This window comes from Burkholderia oklahomensis C6786, assembly GCF_000959365.1.
Classification (GTDB): Bacteria; Pseudomonadota; Gammaproteobacteria; order Burkholderiales; family Burkholderiaceae; genus Burkholderia; species Burkholderia oklahomensis.
Genome location: NZ_CP009556.1, coordinates 2181477 through 2201360, shown reverse-complemented (window position 1 = coordinate 2201360; position 19884 = coordinate 2181477). Strand labels below are relative to the sequence as shown.

Sequence of the window (19884 nt, the reverse complement as noted above, 5' to 3'; positions counted from 1 at the left end):
GCATTGACGAATCGGTGCGGACGCGTTGTGCATGCATCATGCATCGACGTGCGCCCGGCGGTGTGCCTTTGCGGGGCGTGACAGTGCGCGACGAAGTCGGCGCTCGATGGGGTGCGGGCGCATGCGGCGAATCACGCAGAAGAGATGGTGGAAGCAAAGCCGCGGACGCCTATCCGCGTCGATCGATGCGAGCGTGTTGAGCGTGTCACACGCACGACGTCACGTCGATGTACGCGTTCGGCATGCGGAGCGGCCTGGCGCGCTCGCCGGTCGACGCGACGAACGACCGGCGGGAGAGACGCGACGCACGTGGAAGAGGGGTGGAGAACGCGCAAATGCCGCAAATGTACATGCGTCGTCACCTGCAATTCGTCGGCGACGAATCGTCGCGATTTCGCGAGAGGGAGGGCTATCTCAAAATTGGTCGCGGCCAACGCGGCTGCGGCATGCCCGACACCCGCGGACCGGCGCGCATGCCGCGCGCCGCCGCCGTCACGCGCGCGACAGGCGCTTCGCGAGATCGGCGCTCAGGATCGCCATGCGGGCGGGCTTCTCGTAGCAGACGACGTCGTACACGCGGATCACCTCGCTGATCTCGGTCTCGCTTGCGCGGCCCGTCAGCAGGTCGCCCGTCAGCACGAAGATCGGCGCGCCCGGATTGTCGGACGCGCGCACGGCCTGGATCGCATCGGCGGCGGTGCGGCCGTCGAACATCCACTCGGTGACGACCGCGTCGAACGCCTGGCCCTGCAGCGCGTCGACGAAGGCATCGACGCCGCCGAAGCGGGCCGTCACGAAACCTTGCTCGTCGAGATAGCGGCAGACTTCGCCGGCGCTCACGCTGTCGGCGTCGATCACGGCGACGAGCAGCCTGTCGCTTTCGGCGCGACGCGGATAGATCTCGATCTTGTGAACGTCGTACGCGTTTTGATAGAGGACACCCGTGTGGCGCAGCACGCGCCAGCGGCCCTGCTGCTCGTACGCGACGAACTCGGGGCGCGCGCCCGCGTCGAGCAGCCCGCCGATCCATGCGGTGCATGGAATCTCGGCGATGCCCGCATACAGCACCGCGTCGCGCGCGCATGCGCCGACCATGCCGGGATCGAGGGCCTGCGCGCCGAACAGCTGCGCGGCGGGCTCGCCATAGGCTTCGGCGACTTTCTTGATTTGCGCGAGCGTCCAGGGACTGCTGCCGCGCAGCTTGCGATGCCCTTGGGAAAAGCTCAGGTCGAGAATTCGACAGAGCTCGGTCGTCTGCTGACGCTTGCCGATGCCGTGACGGGTCATCAGTTCGCGTACGCGCTCGGCGACGGCAAGGGAATCCGTGGTGATTGCTTCGTTGGCCATACTACGGGAACGGATCGGATCGAGTGATTCAGAACGGAGCGCCTCGAGGCGCACGGTACGGCATCGTTGGATGCCGCCGGATGAAGCGAGCCGACCGGCCACGCATGGAAAAGATAACTTTACCGCAAAACAAAGTTCGTTCTGCGCACTAGTGTGCGTTTTTCTGTGAAAGGTGTTTCCTCAGGTTACTGTGACGGGTTTTCGCCGATGGCGTTTTCGTCAGAACTTCCGATATGACCACGACCTATCCGCTTCACAAGACGCTCGCGCGCGCCGACGAACCGTTTCCCACGCAAGCCGACGTCGTGATCGCGGGCGCCGGCATCATGGGCTGCGCGGCCGCCTATTATCTCGGTTTGCGCGGGATAAAGGCGGTCGTCTTCGACAAATCCCGCATCGCGGGACAGCAATCGACGCGCGCATGGGGCTTCGTGCGCCAGCAGGGCCGCGAGGCGGCCGAGGTGCCGCTGATGATGGCCGGCATGCGCCAGTGGGCAGGCCTCGAGCGCGAGCTCGGCGCCGATCTCGAATGGCGGCAGGGCGGCTGTCTCTATATTGCCGACAACGACGAAGACTGGGCGTCGTTCGTGCAATGGATCGACGTCGCTCGCGCGCACGGGCTCGACACGCGCACGCTCACGCGCGCGGAGATCGACGCGCACGTGAGCGGCCTCGCCGCGCCCGCGCTCGGCGGCCTCTACACGGCGAGCGACGGGCAGGCCGAGCCGCGCCGCGCCGCCGCGGCGTTCGCCGCCCGCGCGGTCGATGCCGGCGCGCGCTTCTTCGAAGGCTGCGGCGTGACCGCGATCGACACGTCGGGCGGTGCGGTGACGGGCGTCGTCACCGAGCGCGGCGCCGTGAAGGCGCGGCGCGTGATCTGCGCGGCCGGCGCGACGAGCTTTCGCCTGCTCGACGGCGTCGGCATCCGGCTGCCGCAGCAGGCGGTGCGCGGCACCTGCATGCGCACGAACGCGCTGCCCGCCGTGTCCGCGTCGACGATCTGGGGACACGGCCTCGGCATCCGGCAGCGCGCGAACGGCGCGATCAATCTCGCCGACGACATGCAGGTCGACGTCGACGTCACGCTCGGCCACCTGCGCGGACTGAGCGTCTTCTTGCCCGAACTGTGGACGCAGCGCGAGAAATTCCGCTTTCATCTGAACGGTGCGGCGTGGCGTGATCTGAAGACGCGGCTCGCGGGCGGTGCGCCCGCGATCGAGCCGCGCGATCCGAATCCGCAGCCGAATCCCGCGCATGCGCCGCGTGCGCTCGCGAAGCTGAAGACGATTTTTCCGGCGCTGCGCGACGCGCAGATCGTCGAGGCGTGGGCGGGCCTCATCGACGTGCTGCCCGACGGCATTCCCGTCATCGACGCGCCGCGCGCGCCGGACGGGCTCGCGATCGCGACCGGGTTCTGCGGGCACGGCTTCGCGATGGGGCCGATCGTCGGCCGCTTGCTCGCCGAGTGGGTCGATACCGGCGCGACGTCGCTCGATCTGTCCGCGTTTCGCGCGGCGCGCTTCGTCGACGGGACGATGCGGCGGCCGAGAAGCATGCTGTAGCGCCGATGACCGTTGCGCCGATGACGGTTCGCGACGGGGAGCATGATAGCCCCGCCGCTGCCGGCGATGCGGCGGGCGTCAAACATCGTCAAATGGCGCGCGTTCGAGCATGACGCGCGGCGCGCGACGGCGGTTTCCGCCGCGCGCCGCACCGCCCGGCAGCGTAAAATCGCGACGCCCGGTTCTGGAGAAAATCATTGGCGTCGCCTTCCGATTACCGCAAATCGCTGCGCTTTCGCCTGCGCAAGGCGCGCACGCCGTGGACGGCGCCGCGTCCGCGCACGCTGTTCACGCGGCCCGCCGCGTCGCCGCTGCGCACGCTGGTGTTTCGCCTCGCGCTCGTGATCGGCCTGTGCATGCTCGCGTTCCTCGTGCTGTATCTCGATCGCGACGGCCTGCGCGACTCGACGAAGAGCGCGCCGATGAGCATCGCGGACCTCGTCTATTTCACGATGGTCACGGTCGCGACGGTCGGCTACGGCGACATCGTGCCCGTCACCGAACGTGCGCGCCTCATCGATGCGTTCTTCATCGTGCCGATCCGCATCGGCATCTGGTTCATCTTTCTTGGCACCGCTTATCAATTTGTGATTCAACGAGTCATCGAGGACTTCCGCATGAAGCGCCTGCAAAAAAATCTGCGCGATCACGTCGTGATCTGCGGCTATGGGCTGAGCGGCTCGATCGCCGTGCGCGAGCTGCTCGAAAGCGGCGTCGATCCGGCCACGCTGATCGTCATCGACTCGCAGGAGCAGGCGCTCGAGGCGGCCGCGGCGCTCGGCGTGACGGGCCTCTGCGGCGATCCCGCGCAGGAGGATCTGCTGCAGCAGGCGCAGGTGCGCAGCGCGAAGGCGGTCATCATCTCGGTCACCGACGATCCGACTGCGATCCTGCTCACGCTGTCGGTGCGCAGCATCGCGCCCGATACGAAGATCGTCGTGCGGATCCAGGAGAACCTGTACCAGCGGCAATTGCGGCAGGCGGGCGCCGACGTGATCGTGTCGTCGACGAAGATCGGCGCGCTGCTGCTCGCCGATGCGGTCGAGAGCCGCTACATCGTGCCGTTCGTCAACGACATGCTGTCGACGCGCGGCCGCGCGACGCTCGTCGAGCGGCCGGCCGCCGCGCACGAGATCGGCTGCATGTCGAATGCGGTGACGGGTGCGCTCGTCGTCGGGCTCGATCGCGCGGGCAAGATCCTGTCGTTCTACGAAGACTCGCCGTGCCGGATCGAGGCGGGCGATACGCTCGTCGTGATCCAGTCGACGCGGGCGATGGAGCGGGCGGGCATCGACGCGGCGGACTGAGCGGGCGCGGCGGGCGGACCTCCGGCACGGCGCGCGTGCGCGGTCGGCGGCACGCGAGGCTCGTGATGTCTCGTGATGTCTCGATGCGCCGGATCGCGGATGCTTCGTCGGTTCGTTCGCCAGCGGAACGGTTCGCCGACCGACGGCCGAAGCGCCGGCGCGGTAGCGGTAGCGGTAGCGGTAGCGGTAGCGGTAGCGGTAGCGGCGATGCGCGCCGCATCGCGGACGCGCGCCGAAGCGTCGCGCGCCGATCGACTCGCCGCCGCGCCTCAAGTGATCAGATGCGCGCCGTTTCAGGCTCGGCGCGAATCGGCCGATCCGACATCGACGGTCAGTTCGCCGGCGCGGCGGCGAGATCGCCGGGCGCTGCGTCAGGCCGCATCGCGATCGATTCGCGTATGAGCGCGGCGAGCCTGTCGGCGTCGTGTTCGGGGATCCAGTGGGTCGCGTGCGGCAGCACCTCGAGCCGGTACGGGCCGCTCACGAAGTGCCGCGCCAGCTCGGCGCCGCGCCGCGACAACGCCGCGTCGCGCTCGCCCCATATGTGGAGCACGGGCACCGACACCTTGCGGGACAGATAGCCGGGCGGCGTCAGCGCCATCGCGCGGTACCAGTTGAGCGACGTCGTCAGCGCCCCCGCGTCGACGATGTCGGTGTAGACGGCGTCCATTTCGTCGCGCGTCATTCCGGTGCGCGCCAGCATTTTCTCGAACAGCTTGCGACCGCGCGTGACGAACAGCTCCGGCAGCTTCGGCAACTGGAAGAGGCCCATGTAGTACGAGCGGAACAACTGGTCGCTGCTCAGCATCGAGCGCATGAACGCGCCCGAGTGCGGCACCGACACGGTCGTCAGCGTGCGCACCGCGGCGGGGTGCTGGGCCGCGAGCGCCCAGGCGACGGCCGCTCCCCAGTCATGGCCGACGACGTGGACCGGACCGCCGCCGAGCCGCTCGATCAGCGCGACGACGTCGCCGACGAGGTGCGGCATCCGGTACGCGGCGACCCGGTGCGGGCGTGCACCCGGCGAGTAGCCGCGCTGGTTCGGCGCGACGGTCCGGTAGCCGTCGGCGTTCAGCGCGGCGGCGACGCGCGCCCAGCACTTCGCCGTCTGCGGCCAGCCGTGCAGCAGCACGATGATTTTGCCGTCGATCGGGCCCGTATCGACGACATCGAAAGTCAATCCTTCGTGACTGAACGAAGTCACGCGGCGCGCATCGGCATCATCCAAGGTCGGATCTCCTGATTTATGTCTTCGATATCCTGTCTTCGGCACTCGTGCGACGTGCGACGCAATGCCGACGCGTCGTCGTCGGCACCTTGCGGTACGCGTATTCACGGGCGTTCAGCCGTCGTCGCACGGGGGCGCGGCGATGGGCGCAGGGCGCGGCGCGCGCGGTATCGAATGAGTCTAGGCTGCGGCTGTCGATTTGCCTACTGGATATTCGTGATGTGAATCATTGACCATCCGGAATTTGCTCGTACGACATCCGGCGGCGCGCCGAACGGAAGCGCGCCGCCGGATGTCGCCGCAATGGGGGAAGACCTCGACCGCGAAGCGCGGGCGCCGGGATCGAAGCCGTGTAGCATCTGAGCCGACCCGGAATCCATTACGAGCATCCCTTTCGAGAAAGGAGAGCAGCATGAGCGAAGCAGACCGCGAGCGGGGCAAGGCGCGCCGGGCGCAGGTGATGGGCGACGCCTTCGTCGAGCGTGCGATGAGCGACCTGGACGGCTTTTCGCGGCCGTTGCAGGATTGGCTGAACGAGCATGCGTGGGGCAGCACGTGGCAGCGCGGCGGCATCGATCTGAAGACGCGCAGCCTGTGCACGTGCGCGATGCTGGCGGCGCTCGGCCGCGGCCACGAGCTCAAGGGGCACGTCCGCGGCGCGTTGAACAACGGCGCGAGCCTCGTCGAGATCCGCGAGGTGCTGCTGCACAGCGCGCTGTACGCGGGCGCGCCCGCGGCCGTCGAGGCGTTCCGCAATGCGCGCGAAGTGATCGATGCGCTGGGGCTCGGCGTGCCCGATGACGGTGAGTGACGGTCAATGACGGCGTCGTGCGCCGCGCCGCCCGGATCGTGCATCGGGCTCGCGGCGACGCGACGGCAGCGCCGACCCATCGCGAACGCGGTGGCGATCGTCCGCTTGCGAACCATCGCTGATCGGCGATACTGGAGCCGCCGAGCCGCCGAGCCGCCGAGCCGCCGAGCCGCCGAGCCGCCGAGCCGCCGAGCCGCCGAATCGATACCGCCAAGAACACGAAGCCGAAGCGCGACGCCGAACGACCTGAAAGCCCACGAACAGATTCACGAACCCGAAGCCGATGCTCTCTTCAAGAGGACAAACGATGACGACAGCGGTTTTCGACGCGGCGCAGACGGCGCGACTGACGCCGTTCGCCGAGCTGGTGGATGCACTGCGTACGGCCGCGCTCGACGCAGCCGACGGCCGGATCGCGAGCCCGGCGCGGCTCGTCGTGCCGCTCAACGAAGGCGGCGTGATGCTGTCGATGCCCGCGTCGGCGTCCGATCTCGCGATCCACAAGCTCGTGACCGTGTGCCCGCGCAATCGCGGCGGCGATTTGCCGACGATCCAGGGGCAGGTGAGCGTTGTCGATCCGACGACGGGCGAGCCGCTCTTCGCGCTCGACGGCCCGACCGTCACCGGCCGCCGGACGGCCGCGGTCACGCTGCTCGCGATCCGCACGTTCCTGCCCGCCGCGCCGCGCGACGTGCTGCTGATCGGCACCGGCGCGCAGGCCGCGCATCACGTCGACGCGCTCGCCGCGCTGTTTCCCGGCTCGCGGGTGCGCGTGAAGGCGCGTACGGCCGCGCAAGCGGCGGCGTTCTGCGAGCGTCTGCGCGCGGCGCTGCCGACGCTCGAGCCGCTCGACGGCGACGCGCTGCCCGATTCGCTCGACGCGATCATCACGTCGACGACGAGCGCGACGCCCGTCTACGACGAGGCGGCGCGGACGGGGCGGCTCGTCGTCGGCGTCGGTGCGTTTACGCCCGGCGCGGCCGAGGTCGGCGCGCGGACGATCGCGGGAAGCGCGCTCTACGTCGACGATCCGGCGGGCGCGCGCCACGAGGCGGGCGATCTGATCGCCGCGGGCGTCGACTGGATGCGCGTGCATTCGCTTGCCGACGCGCTGCGCGCGAAAGAAGCGGCTGCGCTCGCATCCGGCGAAGCCGCGCCGGGCGCGCCGGTGTTCTTCAAGAGCGTCGGCTGCGCGGCCTGGGATCTCGCCGCGTGCCGCGTCGCGCTCACTTCACGCACTCGAGCGTGTACTTGAGCGCCGGGCCGATCAGGCGCCGCCATACGTCCCACGTGTGCGCGCCGTCGACGATCCGCAGCGCGGCCGGATTCTGCGCGCGCCGCAGGCTCGTGTAGAGCACGCTCGACTCGGCCTGGATCGACAGATCGTCGTCGCCTGCCGCGATGAACATCCGCAGCCGCAGCGGCTGCGCGAAATAGCTGCGCCACAGCGCCGGATAGTTGAGCTCGTGCCAGACCTTCGGATCGAACTGCCTGTCGCCGAACACGCCGACATAGCGCGCGGCCGAGCTCGCGGGCGGCTCGTTCGCGTAGATCGCGGGGCTCAGCAGCATCGCGCCGCAGAAGCGCTCGGGCTCGAGAAACGCGAAGCGCAGCGCGCCGTAGCCGCCCATCGACACGCCGCCGATCGCCCGTCCCGCGCGCTGGTTCGACACCGCGTAGTGCGCCTCGACGTCGGGAATCAGGTCGTCGAGGAATGCGCTTTGCATCTTCTCCTTGCGGTCGACGTACCAGTCGGTGCCGCCTTGCGGCATCACGATCACGACGGGCGGAATGTCCCGGTGCTCGATCAGCGCGTCGGCGGTGAGCTGCAGGCGGCCCTGCGTGACCCAGTCGTTCGCGTTGCCGGCGTTGCCGTGCAGCAGGTACAGCACCGGATAGCGCGCGCCCTCCGGGTTGTAGCCGGCCGGCAGGTAGACGGTGTACGACCAGTCGCGGTGCAGCGCTGGCGAGCGGAACGTGCGGGTGACGATGCTGCTGACGGGCGCCGCGTGCGCGGCGAGATGGAGCGCGGCGGCGAGCAGCGCGGCGAGAGGCAAAACGAATCGGCGCATGACGGCGTAATTGGTATGGGCGCCGATATGCTAGCAGCAGCGGATGACAGCCGTGTGCGGGTTTTCGGCGTCAGCGTCTCGGCCGGCGCAGCGGCAGCCGCAATGGCGGCCTGAGCGGCTGCAACAGCCGCGATTGCCGCACGAAGTCCGACGTCCGGGCGACGAGCGGCGCGTACAGCTTCGCGACGACGTACAGCAGGCCGACCGCCGCCGCATCGGCGACGAGTCCGAGCGGCCAATCCAGGTAGCCGCCCGTCGCCGCGTACAGCAGCGAATCGACCGACAGCGAGATGCCCGTGCCAGCGACGAAGCAGAGCAGCCCCTGCCGGCCGATCGTGCCGATCCACGGCATTGCTTGCGCGATTCGATGCATCCAGCCGAGGTGGACGAGCTTCGCGGCGAGCCAGGCGATCGCGATGAAGTTCGCGAGCCGCAGCGGGCCGAGGTTCTGCTTGATCGACGGATCGGTCGGGAACGGCTCGATGCGCAGCCGGTAATACGCGCCCGCCGCGACGACGACGATCGCGGCCGCGGTCGCGAACCAGCCGACCGGCCGCCGCGCGAGCACCTGATAGATCGGCTGGCAGCGCGCGACGATGCCGAGCACGAACAGGAACTGCCATGCGAACGGGTTGAAGTCCCACGGCACGCCGTCGGCGGTCGGCAGATAGCCGGCGATTTTGCGCGCGGCGAGCCACAGCGCCGCGCTTCCGGCGGCGAGCAGCCACCACCAGCGGCTGCGCGCGACGGGCAGCGCGAGCGGCACGAGAAGCGCGAAGAACGCGTACATCGGCAGCACTGACGCGAGATACGGCTGTCGCCTGAGCAGCAGGATGTCGCGCAGCGCGGCGAGCGGCGCGTGCAGCAGCCCTTCGAGATCGTTGGTCGGCATGTTCGGCGCGTCGATCGCGAATGCGTTCAGCACCGCGGTGATGAAGAGCATCAGGCCGGCCGTGAACAGGAACGCGCGGTAGATTTCAAACGCACGTTTGACGAAGCGCTGGCGCGCGGCGGCCTCGGTGTGGCGCGCGGCGAGCGAGTTGTACGCGATCGCGGTCGCGAAGCCGCCGAGGAAGACGAACACCTCGGCCGCGTCGCAGAGCGCGTATGCGTGCAGCGTGACGCGCGACAGGATGCTGCCGCCGATGTGGTCGACGACGATGACGAGCAGCACGAGACCGCGGAAGAAGTCGAGCTCGGCGTAGCGTTGGGCTGGCGCGGCGTTCATGCGGCGTCGCGTGCGCGCGACGCGCGACGGACGCGGTGCGAGGTTGGAGCGGCGAAAACGGGGACGGACACGGGACGCATGATGGGGAGCGGCATCGCTACATGATCGGATTCAGACGACGATGGTCGCGCATTGTGCCATCGAAGGCCAGGGTTTCGGGTTTACGCGAAGTTACAGACGATTCTGACGAAATCCCGACACGGAAGTTGGCAATGCGCAACGAAATGTAAAAAAAGTGATGCACCAACATGGACGTTGCACTTTTTGCATGACAGTATTTCTTCCATTGCAGCAATCCCGCGACGTGGGCCGTAGAGACGGGATGCACCCGAAATGCTCCGAAATGGGGCGCCGAAATTTCAAATGCGTCATGGCAGCCTGGCTTGTGCGGGGCTGTCGAAACAAGGTCTGGAGATTCCGATAATGAACAAGCAAGTCGTTTCCGCAGCCGCTTTCCTCGCATTCGCCGCGCCGGTTTTCGCCCAAAGCAGCGTGACGCTGTACGGCGTGATCGACGAAGGCTTCAACTACACGAGCAACGTGAACGTCAACGGCGTCGGCAAGAGCAACTACCAGCTCGCGAGCGGCTTCGCGCAAGGCAGCCGCTGGGGCCTGCGCGGCTCGGAAGACCTGGGCGGCGGCCTGAAGGCGATCTTCACGCTGGAAAACGGCTTCGATCTGAACAACGGCAAGCTCGGCCAGGGTCAACGGATGTTCGGCCGTCAGGCGTTCGTCGGCCTGTCGCACACGCAATTCGGTTCGCTGACGCTCGGCCGTCAGTACGACTCGGTCGTCGACTACCTCGCGCCGCTGACCGCGAACGGCAACTGGGCCGGCACGCTGTTCTCGCACCCGTTCGACAACGACAACACGGATAATTCGTTCCGTGTGAACAACACGGTCAAGTATGCGAGCCCGGACTGGAACGGCCTGCAAGTCGGCGGCACGTACAGCTTCAGCAACGCGACCGGCTTCTCGAACAACCGTCAGTACAGCATCGGCGCCGCATACACGCTGGGCGGCTTGCAACTCGCCGCCGCATACCTGCAGGCGAACAACCCGGGCAAGACCGCGAGCGGCGCGATCGCGGACAACGACGCGAACTTCACGGCCGACCGCCTGCGCATCTTCGGCGGCGGCATCAACTACACGTTCGGCCCGGCGACGGTCGGCTTCGTGTACACGAAGGCCGACATCAAGAATCCGGTTTCGACGGTCTATCTGCCGTCGTCGACGTTCACGGGCCTCGGCCTGACCGCGACGAAGTTCCAGAACTTCGAAATCAACGGCAAGTACCAGCTGACGCCGGCGCTCTTCATCGGCGCGCAATACGTGTATACGGACGGCAAGTTCGACGCGGCCGCGGGCAGCGTGAAGCCGAAGTACCACACGATCGGACTGATGGCGGACTACAACCTGTCGAAGCGCACCGACGTCTACCTGCAGGGCGCATGGCAGAAGGTCGCGGGCGACAAGACGGGCACGATCGCGGACGGCGGCTATGTCGTCGGTACGGACGGCCCGTCGGCGTCGGCGAACCAGTTCGCGGTCCGCGCGGCGATCCGCCACAAGTTCTGATCGGGGCGGCCACGCGGCGGCGCGCGATCGAGCGTGCCGTCGGCGGCCGGTTCGCTTCGGCTCGGCTTCAGCCGGCTCGTTTGAGCCGGCTGAACGGCTTTGTAGCTTTGTAGTTCAGTCAAGCGAAGTTGGCTCATCCGGCGAAGCTTGTCGGACCCGCCGGTGCGTCGTCGGCGCAGACCGTGCCGGCGTGCACCGCCGCTGCGAGTGCGTTTCGATCGGTCTTTGGGGCGCAGTAAACGCTTGGGCATCGCCAAGCGGCGCTTGAATCTTCTCTATTGTTTCCTCTCGGCGGCAAGCGAATACGCGTGCGAATCAACTGTTCGCCGGCGCGATGCCGTGCATCTTCGCTAACCGCTAACCGCTAACCGCATTTGCTGTTCGTCCGCCGGGCGGTTCGGATCGAGCGTGCGGGAATCCACGTCTTTCCGTGCTGCTTGCTGCGCAGATCAGCCGACAAAATTCGCTCGACTCGAGCGAGCCCCGGCAGATCGTTCATCAAGCGACGCTTGCCGTGTCGCATGGCGGTGGGCGCGACGCATAGTCGATTCGCGGCGATGCCCCGAGCCGAAGCGCCGCGCCGAGCGAACGCCGACCGGCGACCGGCGACCGGCGAGCAACCGATCAAGCCGCGAACGACTCGTCTTTGCCCGGATCGTGCGCGAGAAACGCGATGAAATCGCGCGTGTATTTCGGCAATTCGTCGAAGCTGCGCGCGCAGATCGTCAGCCGGCGGTGCGCCCACGGATCGGCGAGCTCGATCAGGCGGATCTGCATCGTCTGCTGCGCGCGCAGCGCCGCATGGCGCGACACGATGCCGATCCCGACGCCGCGCTCGATCAGCCGGCAAATCGCGTCGAAGCTCTTCAACTGCACGCGGTAGTCGATCCGCTTGCCGAGCGCCTTCGCCTGTTCGGCGAGGTGGACCTGCAGCGCGCTGCCGTCCGTCATCCCGATGAAGTCGGCGTCGACGAGTTCCGAGAACGCGACCCGCTCGCGTGCGGCGAACGGATGGTCGAGCGCCGCGACGGCGATCAGCCAGTCCTCGCGAAACGGCATCTGCTCGAGTCCGTCGAGACCGACCGAATCGGCGACGATTCCGAAATCCGCCGTCTTGCCGCGGATCGCATGGACGATCTCCTGGCTCGAGCGCTCCTCGACGCTCACCGACAGCTTCGGATGGCGCGGCAGATATTCGGCGAGCGCGTCGGGCAGGTATTCGCTGAGCGCCGCGGTGTTGCTGAGGAGGCGAATGTGGCCGCGCAGTCCGGCGCCGAACTGCTGGAGTTCGCCGCGCATGTGATCGATCTGCTGCAGCACGACGCGCGCGTGGTGTTCGAGCGCACGGCCGGCTTCGGTCGCGCGCGTGCCGCGCTTCGCGCGCTGCAGCAGCGGCACGCCGAGTTCTTCTTCCATGCCGCGAATCCGCTCGCTCGCGGATTGCAGCGTCATGTGCGCGCGCTCGGCGCCTCCCGTGATGCTGCCGGCTTCGCAGACGTGCAGGAAAAGTCGCAGATCGGTCAGATCGAATCGCATGGGGCTTGCGTTGTCGTTGTAATGGCCGATACGGTAACAGGATTGCGGCGCGTCGCGTTCAGGCCGTGCCTGAGCTCCGCTTCGTCGGTTCCGCATTTTCGTGCGACGAATTGCCGCGCATCATGTCCGCTCGTTCGTCGATCCGGAGGCGCGCATGCGAAGCAACCCGTCTTGGCTCCTGGCGTTGAAGATCGCGCTGCACATCTTCTTTCTCTGCTGCGGCGTCGCTTTCGCGTATTCGACGCTGGTCGCGCCGCAGCCGTGACGTGAACGGTCGCAGAGGGTTCGGCGCACGAATCCGCCGCTGCAAGAGCGGGGCGCCGCGCGTGCGGATCGCCGGACGCCGTACGCGGAAAAACGCGTCCGATCGACTGAAATAGGCTCGGATCGGCATTTTTGACGGGGCGAACGCGTGTTTTGCACCGGGCGTCGAGGTCGCGATTATTCGTGCCGCATCGGTGAATTATTTCGTTTTTCATAGGACTTGGCTGGCTTAATTTCCGATTCCACAATGCTCGCTGCGATTTTGTCATCATTCTTGCATCCGGTTACACGCGCTCCCGGCGATTTTTGAGATGCTCGAAAAATTCAATGACCGGAGTCGTCCCGAGCATGAGCAAGAGCGAGATCGACCGCAGCGTCGCGTGGCTGTCCGGCATGGCGGCCGCGCTCGTCGTCGCGGGCTGCGCAACCACGTCGCCCGTCACGCCTACCGATACGCTCGCCGGTGCGGCGGCTGCCGCTTCGTCGGCGAGCGCCGCGCAGGCGGCCGCCGCGCCGCCGGCCGGCGATGCGGCGCAGCATCAGGACAAGCCCGCCGCGCCGGCGCCCGTTGTGACGCGCTACGTCGTGAAGCGCGGCGACACGCTGTCGGCGATCGCCGACGCGAACGGCTGCACGGTGCGCGACCTGCAGGCGTGGAATCACATGGGCCGCCGGACCCGAATCGCCATCGGGCAGGTGCTGCGGATTGCGCCGCCCGGCGCGGAAAGCGCGGCCGCCTCGCAGGCGGCGCACGGCGCCAATTCCGCACGCGCGCCCGGCAATGCCGACGCGACCCGCACGAACGATTCGGCAAACGGGGCGAGCGCGGCGCCGGCCGGCGGCACGAATCCGTCGTCGTCGGTTGCCGATGCGTCGCAGCCGGCTTCGACGCCCGAAAGCGCCGCCGATCGCGCGGCGGACCGCCGCGTCGTGCGGGAAACGAAGCGGCATGCGCAGTCGATCGCGCTCGCGTGGCCGGCGAAGGGCGCGATCGCCGAAACGTTCCAGCCCGGCCGCAACCGCGGCATCCGGATCGTCGGACACGCGGGCGATCCGGTGCGCGCGGCGGCGTCGGGCCGCGTGATGTATGCGGGCACGGGCCTGAACGGCTACGGCACGCTGATCCTCGTCCAGCACAACGCGGATTTCCTGACCGCGTATGCGCACAATCGCAAGGTGCTCGTGAAGACGGGCGACGTTGTTCAGCAGGGCGAACAGATCGCCGAGATGGGAATCGGCGACAGCGCGCGCGCCGGGATGCTGTTCGAAGTGCGGCGCGACGGCAAGCCGGTCAATCCGATGCAGTACCTGCCGGGCCGGCAGCAGGGATAGCGGTCGCGCACGCACGCGTGCCGTGCGAACGAGAGGCGGGCGATGCGCGGCGAATCTGATGCATCGTCCGATTCGAGCTGCCGCGCGCGTGCGCGGCTACAAATTCACACGGTTTCGAGCAGCGGGAGCTGATACGCTCCTGGGCCGCGATATCGGGGGCGCGCGTGCCGCGCGGCCCGGTTCGCCACCGTTCACCATCCCGCTATTCGCTTATGAACCATTCTCCGTTGCGCCGTTCGCTACTTGCCGCGGCCGTTTTCGCGCCGCTGATCGGCGCATGTGCACCGCTGATCGGCAACTCGAACGGCGTCGCCGCCGCCGAGCGGCAATTGAGCGAACTCGAGTCGTCGTTCGGCGGCCGCCTCGGCTTCGTCGCGCTCGACACGGCGACGGGCGCGCGCATCGCGCATCGCGCCGCCGAGCGCTTCCCGTTCTGCAGCACGTTCAAGACGATGCTGTCGGCCGCGATCCTCGCGCGCAGCGCGGGTGACGCCACGTTGCTGCAGCGACGGATCCCGTATGCGAAGCGCGACCTCGTCAGCTATTCGCCGGTCACCGAAAAGCACGTCGGCGACGGGATGACCGTCGCCGAACTTTGCGCGGCGGCGCTCCAGTACAGCGACAACACCGCGGCGAACCTGCTGATCGCGCTGCTCGGCGGTCCGCAGGCCGTCACCGCGTACGCGCGCTCGATCGGCGACACGACGTTCCGCCTCGACCGCCGGGAGACCGAGCTGAACACCGCGATTCCCGGCGACGAGCGCGATACGACGACGCCCGCCGCGATGGCGGCGAGCTTGCGCCGCCTGCTCGTCGGCGATGCGCTCGGCGCAGCGCAGCGCGCGCAACTCGATACGTGGATGCTCGGCAACACGACAGGCGCCGCGCGGATCCGCGCGGGCGTGCCGGCCGACTGGCGCGTCGCCGACAAGACGGGCACGGGCGACTTCGGGACGGGGAACGACATCGGCGTCGCGTATCCGCCGAGCCGCGCGCCGATCGTGATCGTCATCTACACGACGATGCGCGACAAGAATGCGCAGGCGCGCAACGACGTGCTCGCGTCGGCGGCGCGGATCGCCGCGCGGACATTCGGCTGACGATGCGCCGGAGGGCACGCCGTTCGAGCGTGTCCGATGCGTGGGCGGGCGGATGGCTTGACGCGTCGTGCGAGCGGTGCCGCGCGCCATGCCGATGCGTCGGGCATCGGCGTTTCGGTTAGGCGGTTCGGCACACGATCGGCTTCGGTGCTCGCCGGCATGCATGCAAGCGATGTCGGTCGGTCCGCTTGGCCGTGTTCGTTGCGACGCGGGCCGTCCTGAGGCACGCAACGTGCGTCGCGAACGGGCGCGGGCAGCGTGCCCCCGTTCGGCGACGGCGATTCGAACGTCCGCTGCCGCGATCGGGCGGCGCGGCGTTCTTGCACAGCGCGAAATGCTGTGTACCGCAGAGTCTTCCGTCCACCGTTGGCGACGGCGATTCGAACGCCGCCGCTGCGATCAGGCGGCGCCGCGCTCGCGCGCAGCGCGAGCCGCCCTGTACCGCCGAGCGTCCTGTCCGCCCTCGGCGGACGGCGATTCGGACCTCCATCGCGATAATGAGGCCGCGCCGCTTTCCCTTTTCGCACGATCCGAATCGTGTCGCCGACGCCGGCAATCGTCCGTCATGACGTTATATACCGGCGACGCCCGCATCGCTCGCACGAGCCACGCGACGGCGGCGGTTGTCGCCGCGCGTCGCATGCTTCCCGTCTCGCCTCGTCGAGCGCTGCGCGCCCCGAACGCTCGCGCAACGCCCGCATTTCGCTTATCGTGACGGCTTGCCCGCAGGCATCGCCCGTCGCATCGCCTGCGCGTCCCCGTGTTGTCTCCGCTCCGCCGTCGACCGCCATGCGCCGCCTCCCGCCCTTGAACGCCCTGCAGATTTTCGCGACGGTCGCGCGCCATCGCAGCTTCACGCGCGCCGCCGACGCGCTGTGCGTGACGCAAGGAGCGATCAGCCGCCAGATTCAATCGCTCGAAGCGCATTACGGCTTTCCGCTCTTCATGCGCCACGCGCGCGGCCTCACGCTGACGGCGGAGGGCGAGCAACTGCTGCCCGTCGTCGTCGAGAGCTTCGCGCGGATCGAGGACATTTCACGGAAGCTCACGCGCCAACGTACCGATCTCGCGCTGAAGGTGCCGACCTGCATGATGCGCTGGGTGTTGCCGCGGATCATGCGGTTCCAGCGCGAGCATCCGGACCTGCACGTGCAGATGACGACCACCTGGCGGCACGACGTCGATTTCCAGAGCGAGCCGTTCGATGCGGCGATCGTCTACGGGACGTCGCCCGGCGCGGACATGAAGGCCGTGCCGCTCTTCGACGAGCGTCTCACGCCCGTGTGTTCGCCGGACCTGCTGAAGGACAAGCCGCTCGCGCGCGTCGACGATCTCGCGCACCACACGCTGCTGCATCCGACGCGCGATCATCGCGACTGGCGCCGCTGGCTCGAGTACGCGGGCGCGGCCGGCGTCGACCCGGATCGCGGGCCGAGCTTCGACACGCTCGACCTCGCGACGAGCGCCGCGACGCAAGGCTTCGGCGTCGCGCTGGGCGACCTGACGTTGAGCGACGAGGATCTCGCCGCACGGCGGCTCGCGACGCCGCTCGACATCGTGCTGAAAACGGGCGCGCGCTATTACTTCGTCTATCCGGACAGCGTCGCGCAACAGCAGAAGATCCGGCGCTTCAGCGCGTGGCTCGATGCAAATCGCGACTGACCGGACGGCTCGTCCGGTTCGACCACGACGAGAATCGCGCCGGGCGCCGCGGAACGGCGGACGTGCTTCGCGCGGCTGCCTCTACAGATACGACACGACGGCGACGATGCGCCGCGCGTCGCCGGGCTGCGCCGCGGGCAGCGGAATCGTGCGTGACTGCTCGGTGAATTTGACCGTGCGCAATGCCGCGCCGCTTTGCGGATCGACGAACGTGACGGAGCCTTTCGCCGGACGAGGGCAGGCGGGCCGCAGCTGCGCACGCGCGCCGGCGTCGCCTGCGACCGAGAACGAGCACGGCGGCTCGACGATCATGCCGGTGAAACGGATGATGCCGGTCTGCTGGGCGTGGGCCACGGAGGAAAGCGCAAACATCGACACGGCCAACAGGCTGGACGCAATGAGCGATGAACGTTGCATAGAGTGCTCCACGCGAATGAGCGCCCCGCAACGTTCCGAACGGCAGGCTGCGGATACGCTGCGAAGCTAAATGCGTAAACGGCAGTGCATGCGAAAACTTGATGCGAACGGGTTAGAAGGTTGCGTCAACAACGAACAGATCGATGTCTGTCGAACGATGCCGACGCTATTCAAGATAGAAGCGGCGCACGACGAATGCAAGGCGGCGCGGCCGCGCGTGCGGTTGCGGTGTTCGGGCTGCGTCGCCGACGAGCGCGAAGCGAAGGCGCACGGCGGCGCTGCGTCGAACGGACGCATGCGCGCGCGCCGTTCGCGCGGCGAGATGCTCGCGCCGCAAGCGGCCATGTGCCGTGGCCGACGCATTCGCTCATGACGGCTGCCGCCGGAACGACGCGATGGCGGCGCGGCACGCCGGGCATCGGGCGTCGCGACGCCCGCGAGCCTGCCGTTCGGCGCGAGCGATTGGGTGCGGCTCGCCGAGCGCTATCTCGCGTGATGCGCGCACCGCATGCGACGACCTATACGAGGAGAAGCCACGACATGAGGAAGACCGTCGCGACGTGGCTGTTCGCGTTCGGCGCCGCGACGGGCGCCGCGCATGCCGCCGACGGGGCCGGCAAGGAGATCCGGCTCGCCGTCGATCCGACCTATCGCCGCTCGAATACAAGATGCCCGACGGCAAGCTCGCGGGCTTCGGCGTCGACATCGCAAACGTGCGTTGCGCGGAATTGCGCGCGCGCTGCGTGTGGGGCGAGACGAGCTTCGACGGGATGACTCCCGGGCTGCTCGCGCGTCAGCCCGCTCGCCGATAGCCTTCCGTCGCGCGCAGCAGCGTCCGCGTGTACTCGGTGCCGACGTGCGCCGCGCGCACGTCCTCGATCCCGAGCTGCTCGACCATCGCGCCGTCGCGCATCACCGCGACGCGGCTGCACAGGAACCCGACGACCGCGAGATTGTGGCTGACGAGGATCATCGTCAGCCCGCGCTCGCGATGCAGCCGCTTGAGCAGATTCAGGATCTCCGCCTGCACCGAGACGTCGAGCGCCGACGTCGGCTCGTCGAGCAGCAGCACGCGCGGCTCGACGATCAGCGCGCGCGCGATCGCGACGCGCTGCCGCTGCCCGCCCGACAGCTGATGCGGATAGCGAAAGCGGAACGCGGGGCCGAGCCCCACTTCGGCGAGCGCGCGCGCGATCCGTTCGTCCGCGTCCGGCAGCCGGTGGATCGCGAGCGGCTCGCGCAGCGTCTCGTCGACGGTGAAGCGCGGATGCAGCGATGCGTAGGGATCCTGAAACACCATCTGCACGTCGCGGCGAAATGCGCGATCGAGCTTGCCTTCGATCGGGCGCGCGGCGATCGACAGCGTGCCGCCCGCGAGCGGCACGAGGCCCGTGAGCGCGCGCAGCAGCGTCGACTTGCCGGAGCCGGACTCGCCGACGAGCCCGAACGCCTCGCCCGCGCCGACGGAGAGATTCGCGCCGCGCACCGCGTCGACGTGGCCGGTGCGGGTCGGAAAGCGGATCGAGACGTCGCGGACTTCGATCATCGGTGCGCTTCTCATCGTGCGGCCTCCGTCAACCACGCCGGATCGCGCTCGAGCACGGGCAGCGCGTCGGGCGGGTCCGCCAGCGGCGGCGTCGCGGCGAGCAGGCCGCGCGTATAGGGATGCGTCGCGTGGACGAGATCGCGCGCCGCGCACGTCTCGACGACGCGCCCCGCGTACATCACGGCGACGCGGTCGCAGAACGACATCACGAGCGGCAGGTCGTGGCTGATGAACACGAGGCCCGTGCGATGGCGCGCGATCATGTCGTCGAGCACCGCGAGCACCTGCATCGACACCGCGACGTCGAGCGCGGACGTCGGCTCGTCGGCGACCAAGAGGCGCGGGCCCGTCGACACCATCATCGCGATCATCACGCGCTGGCCCATCCCGCCCGACAGCTCGTGCGGATAGGCGTCGGCGACGCGCGCCGGATCGCGGATCTCGACCGCGGCGAGCGCATCGACGATCCGCTCGCGCAGCGCGCGGCCGCGCAGTCCGGGCTCGCGCAGCCGGAATGCCTCGGCCATCTGCTTGCCGACCGTCATCACCGGGTTCAGCGAATACTTCGGATCCTGAAGAATCATGCCCATCGCGCTGCCGCACAGCTTGCGCCGCTCGCGCGTGGAGAGCGCGAGCAGATCGCGGCCGTCGAAACGCAGCGCCCGCGCGCGCCATTGCGCGGCGGCGGGCAGCAGGCCGAGCAGCGCGCGCCCCGTCAGCGACTTGCCGGAGCCGGATTCGCCGACGATGCCGAGCCGCTCGCCCGGCGCGAGCGTGAGCGACAGGTCGCGCACCGCTTCGACGAGCGTGCCGTCGTGCGTGCGAAAGCCGATCTGCAGTCCTTCGATCTCGCAGAGCGGCGGCGTGCCCGGGGAAACGGCGGAAGCGGTCATG

17 protein-coding genes and 1 pseudogene are annotated in these 19884 nt (G+C 68.5%); 10 read left to right on the top strand and 8 right to left on the bottom strand.

Annotation, left to right across the window (positions count from 1 at the left end; all coding sequences use genetic code 11):
• Window positions 1-492: 492 nt before the first annotated feature.
• Window positions 493-1347 carry a helix-turn-helix domain-containing protein gene (locus tag BG90_RS27435; protein ID WP_010118530.1) on the bottom strand — a complete coding sequence of 285 codons (855 nt, stop codon included), beginning with the start codon at window positions 1345-1347 and terminating at the stop codon, window positions 493-495.
• A 233-nt stretch (window positions 1348-1580) separates the two neighbouring features.
• Between BG90_RS27435 and BG90_RS27430 the strand changes: the two genes are divergently transcribed.
• Both BG90_RS27430 and BG90_RS27425 read left to right on the top strand, forming a co-directional pair.
• Window positions 1581-2909 carry an NAD(P)/FAD-dependent oxidoreductase gene (locus BG90_RS27430; RefSeq protein ID WP_045568475.1) on the top strand — a complete coding sequence of 443 codons (1329 nt, stop codon included), beginning with the start codon at window positions 1581-1583 and terminating at the stop codon, window positions 2907-2909.
• A gap of 197 nt (window positions 2910-3106) precedes the next feature.
• Window positions 3107-4216 (top strand): potassium channel family protein, encoded by a 1110-nt coding sequence (locus tag BG90_RS27425; protein ID WP_041282043.1) that lies wholly within the window; start codon window positions 3107-3109, stop codon window positions 4214-4216.
• 331 nt (window positions 4217-4547) lie between these two features.
• Here BG90_RS27425 and BG90_RS27420 read toward each other — a convergent pair whose 3' ends face one another.
• Window positions 4548-5444, bottom strand: coding sequence for an alpha/beta fold hydrolase (locus BG90_RS27420; RefSeq protein WP_025990203.1), 897 nt, complete (start codon window positions 5442-5444; stop codon window positions 4548-4550).
• A 412-nt stretch (window positions 5445-5856) separates the two neighbouring features.
• On the opposite strand from BG90_RS27420, the gene BG90_RS27415 reads away from it, so the two are divergent.
• Together BG90_RS27415 and BG90_RS27410 are read left to right on the top strand one after the other, a co-directional pair.
• Window positions 5857-6255 (top strand): carboxymuconolactone decarboxylase family protein, encoded by a 399-nt coding sequence (locus tag BG90_RS27415; protein ID WP_010108807.1) that lies wholly within the window; start codon window positions 5857-5859, stop codon window positions 6253-6255.
• 307 nt (window positions 6256-6562) lie between these two features.
• Entirely contained in the window at window positions 6563-7510 is a 948-nt protein-coding gene (locus BG90_RS27410; RefSeq protein WP_010118546.1) for a delta(1)-pyrroline-2-carboxylate reductase family protein, read from the top strand.
• On the opposite strand, the gene BG90_RS27405 is transcribed toward BG90_RS27410, so the two are convergent.
• Both BG90_RS27405 and BG90_RS27400 read right to left on the bottom strand, forming a co-directional pair.
• A complete protein-coding gene (locus tag BG90_RS27405) occupies window positions 7482-8327 on the bottom strand; it encodes an alpha/beta hydrolase (RefSeq protein WP_025990204.1) in 846 nt (281 codons plus the stop codon). The genes BG90_RS27410 and BG90_RS27405 overlap by 29 nt on opposite strands.
• Window positions 8328-8397: 70 nt before the next feature.
• The gene (locus tag BG90_RS27400) at window positions 8398-9555 is read right to left on the bottom strand and encodes an OpgC domain-containing protein (protein ID WP_010108810.1); all 1158 of its coding nucleotides are present in this window, start codon (window positions 9553-9555) and stop codon (window positions 8398-8400) included.
• Between the two features lie 423 nt (window positions 9556-9978).
• Here BG90_RS27400 and BG90_RS27395 point away from each other — a divergent pair, with 423 nt between their 5' ends.
• Window positions 9979-11133 carry a porin gene (locus BG90_RS27395; RefSeq protein ID WP_010108811.1) on the top strand — a complete coding sequence of 385 codons (1155 nt, stop codon included), beginning with the start codon at window positions 9979-9981 and terminating at the stop codon, window positions 11131-11133.
• Between the two features lie 624 nt (window positions 11134-11757).
• On the opposite strand, the gene BG90_RS27390 is transcribed toward BG90_RS27395, so the two are convergent.
• Window positions 11758-12669 (bottom strand): LysR substrate-binding domain-containing protein, encoded by a 912-nt coding sequence (locus BG90_RS27390; protein WP_010108812.1) that lies wholly within the window; start codon window positions 12667-12669, stop codon window positions 11758-11760.
• 591 nt (window positions 12670-13260) lie between these two features.
• On the opposite strand from BG90_RS27390, the gene BG90_RS27385 reads away from it, so the two are divergent.
• The 3 genes from BG90_RS27385 (at window position 13261) to BG90_RS27375 (ending at window position 17027) form a co-directional block, all read left to right on the top strand.
• Window positions 13261-14265 carry a peptidoglycan DD-metalloendopeptidase family protein gene (locus BG90_RS27385; RefSeq protein ID WP_010118553.1) on the top strand — a complete coding sequence of 335 codons (1005 nt, stop codon included), beginning with the start codon at window positions 13261-13263 and terminating at the stop codon, window positions 14263-14265.
• A 212-nt stretch (window positions 14266-14477) separates the two neighbouring features.
• Complete coding sequence (gene blaPEN-bpc / locus BG90_RS27380) at window positions 14478-15365, top strand: PEN family class A beta-lactamase, Bpc-type (RefSeq protein ID WP_010118555.1); 888 nt, start codon at window positions 14478-14480, stop codon at window positions 15363-15365.
• A 789-nt stretch (window positions 15366-16154) separates the two neighbouring features.
• The gene (locus BG90_RS27375) at window positions 16155-17027 is read left to right on the top strand and encodes a LysR substrate-binding domain-containing protein (protein WP_010108818.1); all 873 of its coding nucleotides are present in this window, start codon (window positions 16155-16157) and stop codon (window positions 17025-17027) included.
• 81 nt (window positions 17028-17108) lie between these two features.
• Here BG90_RS27375 and BG90_RS27370 read toward each other — a convergent pair whose 3' ends face one another.
• Entirely contained in the window at window positions 17109-17444 is a 336-nt protein-coding gene (locus BG90_RS27370; protein WP_025990206.1) for a hypothetical protein, read from the bottom strand.
• 70 nt (window positions 17445-17514) lie between these two features.
• Here BG90_RS27370 and BG90_RS35795 point away from each other — a divergent pair, with 70 nt between their 5' ends.
• Window positions 17515-17817, top strand: coding sequence for a hypothetical protein (locus tag BG90_RS35795; RefSeq protein WP_124072335.1), 303 nt, complete (start codon window positions 17515-17517; stop codon window positions 17815-17817).
• A gap of 167 nt (window positions 17818-17984) precedes the next feature.
• Window positions 17985-18241: pseudogene (locus tag BG90_RS37940) on the top strand (transporter substrate-binding domain-containing protein); the annotation flags it as partial.
• Here the strand turns inward: BG90_RS37940 and BG90_RS27355 are convergent.
• Both BG90_RS27355 and BG90_RS27350 read right to left on the bottom strand, forming a co-directional pair.
• A complete protein-coding gene (locus tag BG90_RS27355) occupies window positions 18238-19005 on the bottom strand; it encodes an ABC transporter ATP-binding protein (protein ID WP_025990207.1) in 768 nt (255 codons plus the stop codon). The pseudogene BG90_RS37940 and the gene BG90_RS27355 sit on opposite strands and share 4 nt — an antisense overlap.
• Window positions 19002-19883, bottom strand: a complete 882-nt coding sequence (locus BG90_RS27350) for an ABC transporter ATP-binding protein (RefSeq protein ID WP_010118566.1) — start codon at window positions 19881-19883, stop codon at window positions 19002-19004. The genes BG90_RS27355 and BG90_RS27350 overlap by 4 nt, the downstream gene beginning before the upstream one ends.
• Window position 19884 lies beyond the last annotated feature (1 nt).

Excerpts from the sequence above, each read along its gene's own strand:
- BG90_RS27400 (WP_010108810.1), bottom strand. The coding sequence starts at position 9,555 with ATGAACGCCGCGCCAGCCCAACGCTACGCCGAGCTCGACTTCTTCCGC.
- BG90_RS27355 (WP_025990207.1), bottom strand. The coding sequence starts at position 19,005 with ATGAGAAGCGCACCGATGATCGAAGTCCGCGACGTCTCGATCCGCTTT.
- BG90_RS27435 (WP_010118530.1), bottom strand. The coding sequence starts at position 1,347 with ATGGCCAACGAAGCAATCACCACGGATTCCCTTGCCGTCGCCGAGCGC.
- blaPEN-bpc (WP_010118555.1), top strand. The coding sequence starts at position 14,478 with ATGAACCATTCTCCGTTGCGCCGTTCGCTACTTGCCGCGGCCGTTTTC.
- BG90_RS27375 (WP_010108818.1), top strand. The coding sequence starts at position 16,155 with ATGCGCCGCCTCCCGCCCTTGAACGCCCTGCAGATTTTCGCGACGGTC.
- BG90_RS27350 (WP_010118566.1), bottom strand. The coding sequence starts at position 19,883 with ATGACCGCTTCCGCCGTTTCCCCGGGCACGCCGCCGCTCTGCGAGATC.
- BG90_RS27410 (WP_010118546.1), top strand. The coding sequence starts at position 6,563 with ATGACGACAGCGGTTTTCGACGCGGCGCAGACGGCGCGACTGACGCCG.
- BG90_RS27415 (WP_010108807.1), top strand. The coding sequence starts at position 5,857 with ATGAGCGAAGCAGACCGCGAGCGGGGCAAGGCGCGCCGGGCGCAGGTG.
- BG90_RS27390 (WP_010108812.1), bottom strand. The coding sequence starts at position 12,669 with ATGCGATTCGATCTGACCGATCTGCGACTTTTCCTGCACGTCTGCGAA.
- BG90_RS35795 (WP_124072335.1), top strand. The coding sequence starts at position 17,515 with ATGCGTAAACGGCAGTGCATGCGAAAACTTGATGCGAACGGGTTAGAA.
- BG90_RS27385 (WP_010118553.1), top strand. The coding sequence starts at position 13,261 with ATGACCGGAGTCGTCCCGAGCATGAGCAAGAGCGAGATCGACCGCAGC.
- BG90_RS27430 (WP_045568475.1), top strand. The coding sequence starts at position 1,581 with ATGACCACGACCTATCCGCTTCACAAGACGCTCGCGCGCGCCGACGAA.
- BG90_RS27405 (WP_025990204.1), bottom strand. The coding sequence starts at position 8,327 with ATGCGCCGATTCGTTTTGCCTCTCGCCGCGCTGCTCGCCGCCGCGCTC.
- BG90_RS27395 (WP_010108811.1), top strand. The coding sequence starts at position 9,979 with ATGAACAAGCAAGTCGTTTCCGCAGCCGCTTTCCTCGCATTCGCCGCG.
- BG90_RS27370 (WP_025990206.1), bottom strand. The coding sequence starts at position 17,444 with ATGCAACGTTCATCGCTCATTGCGTCCAGCCTGTTGGCCGTGTCGATG.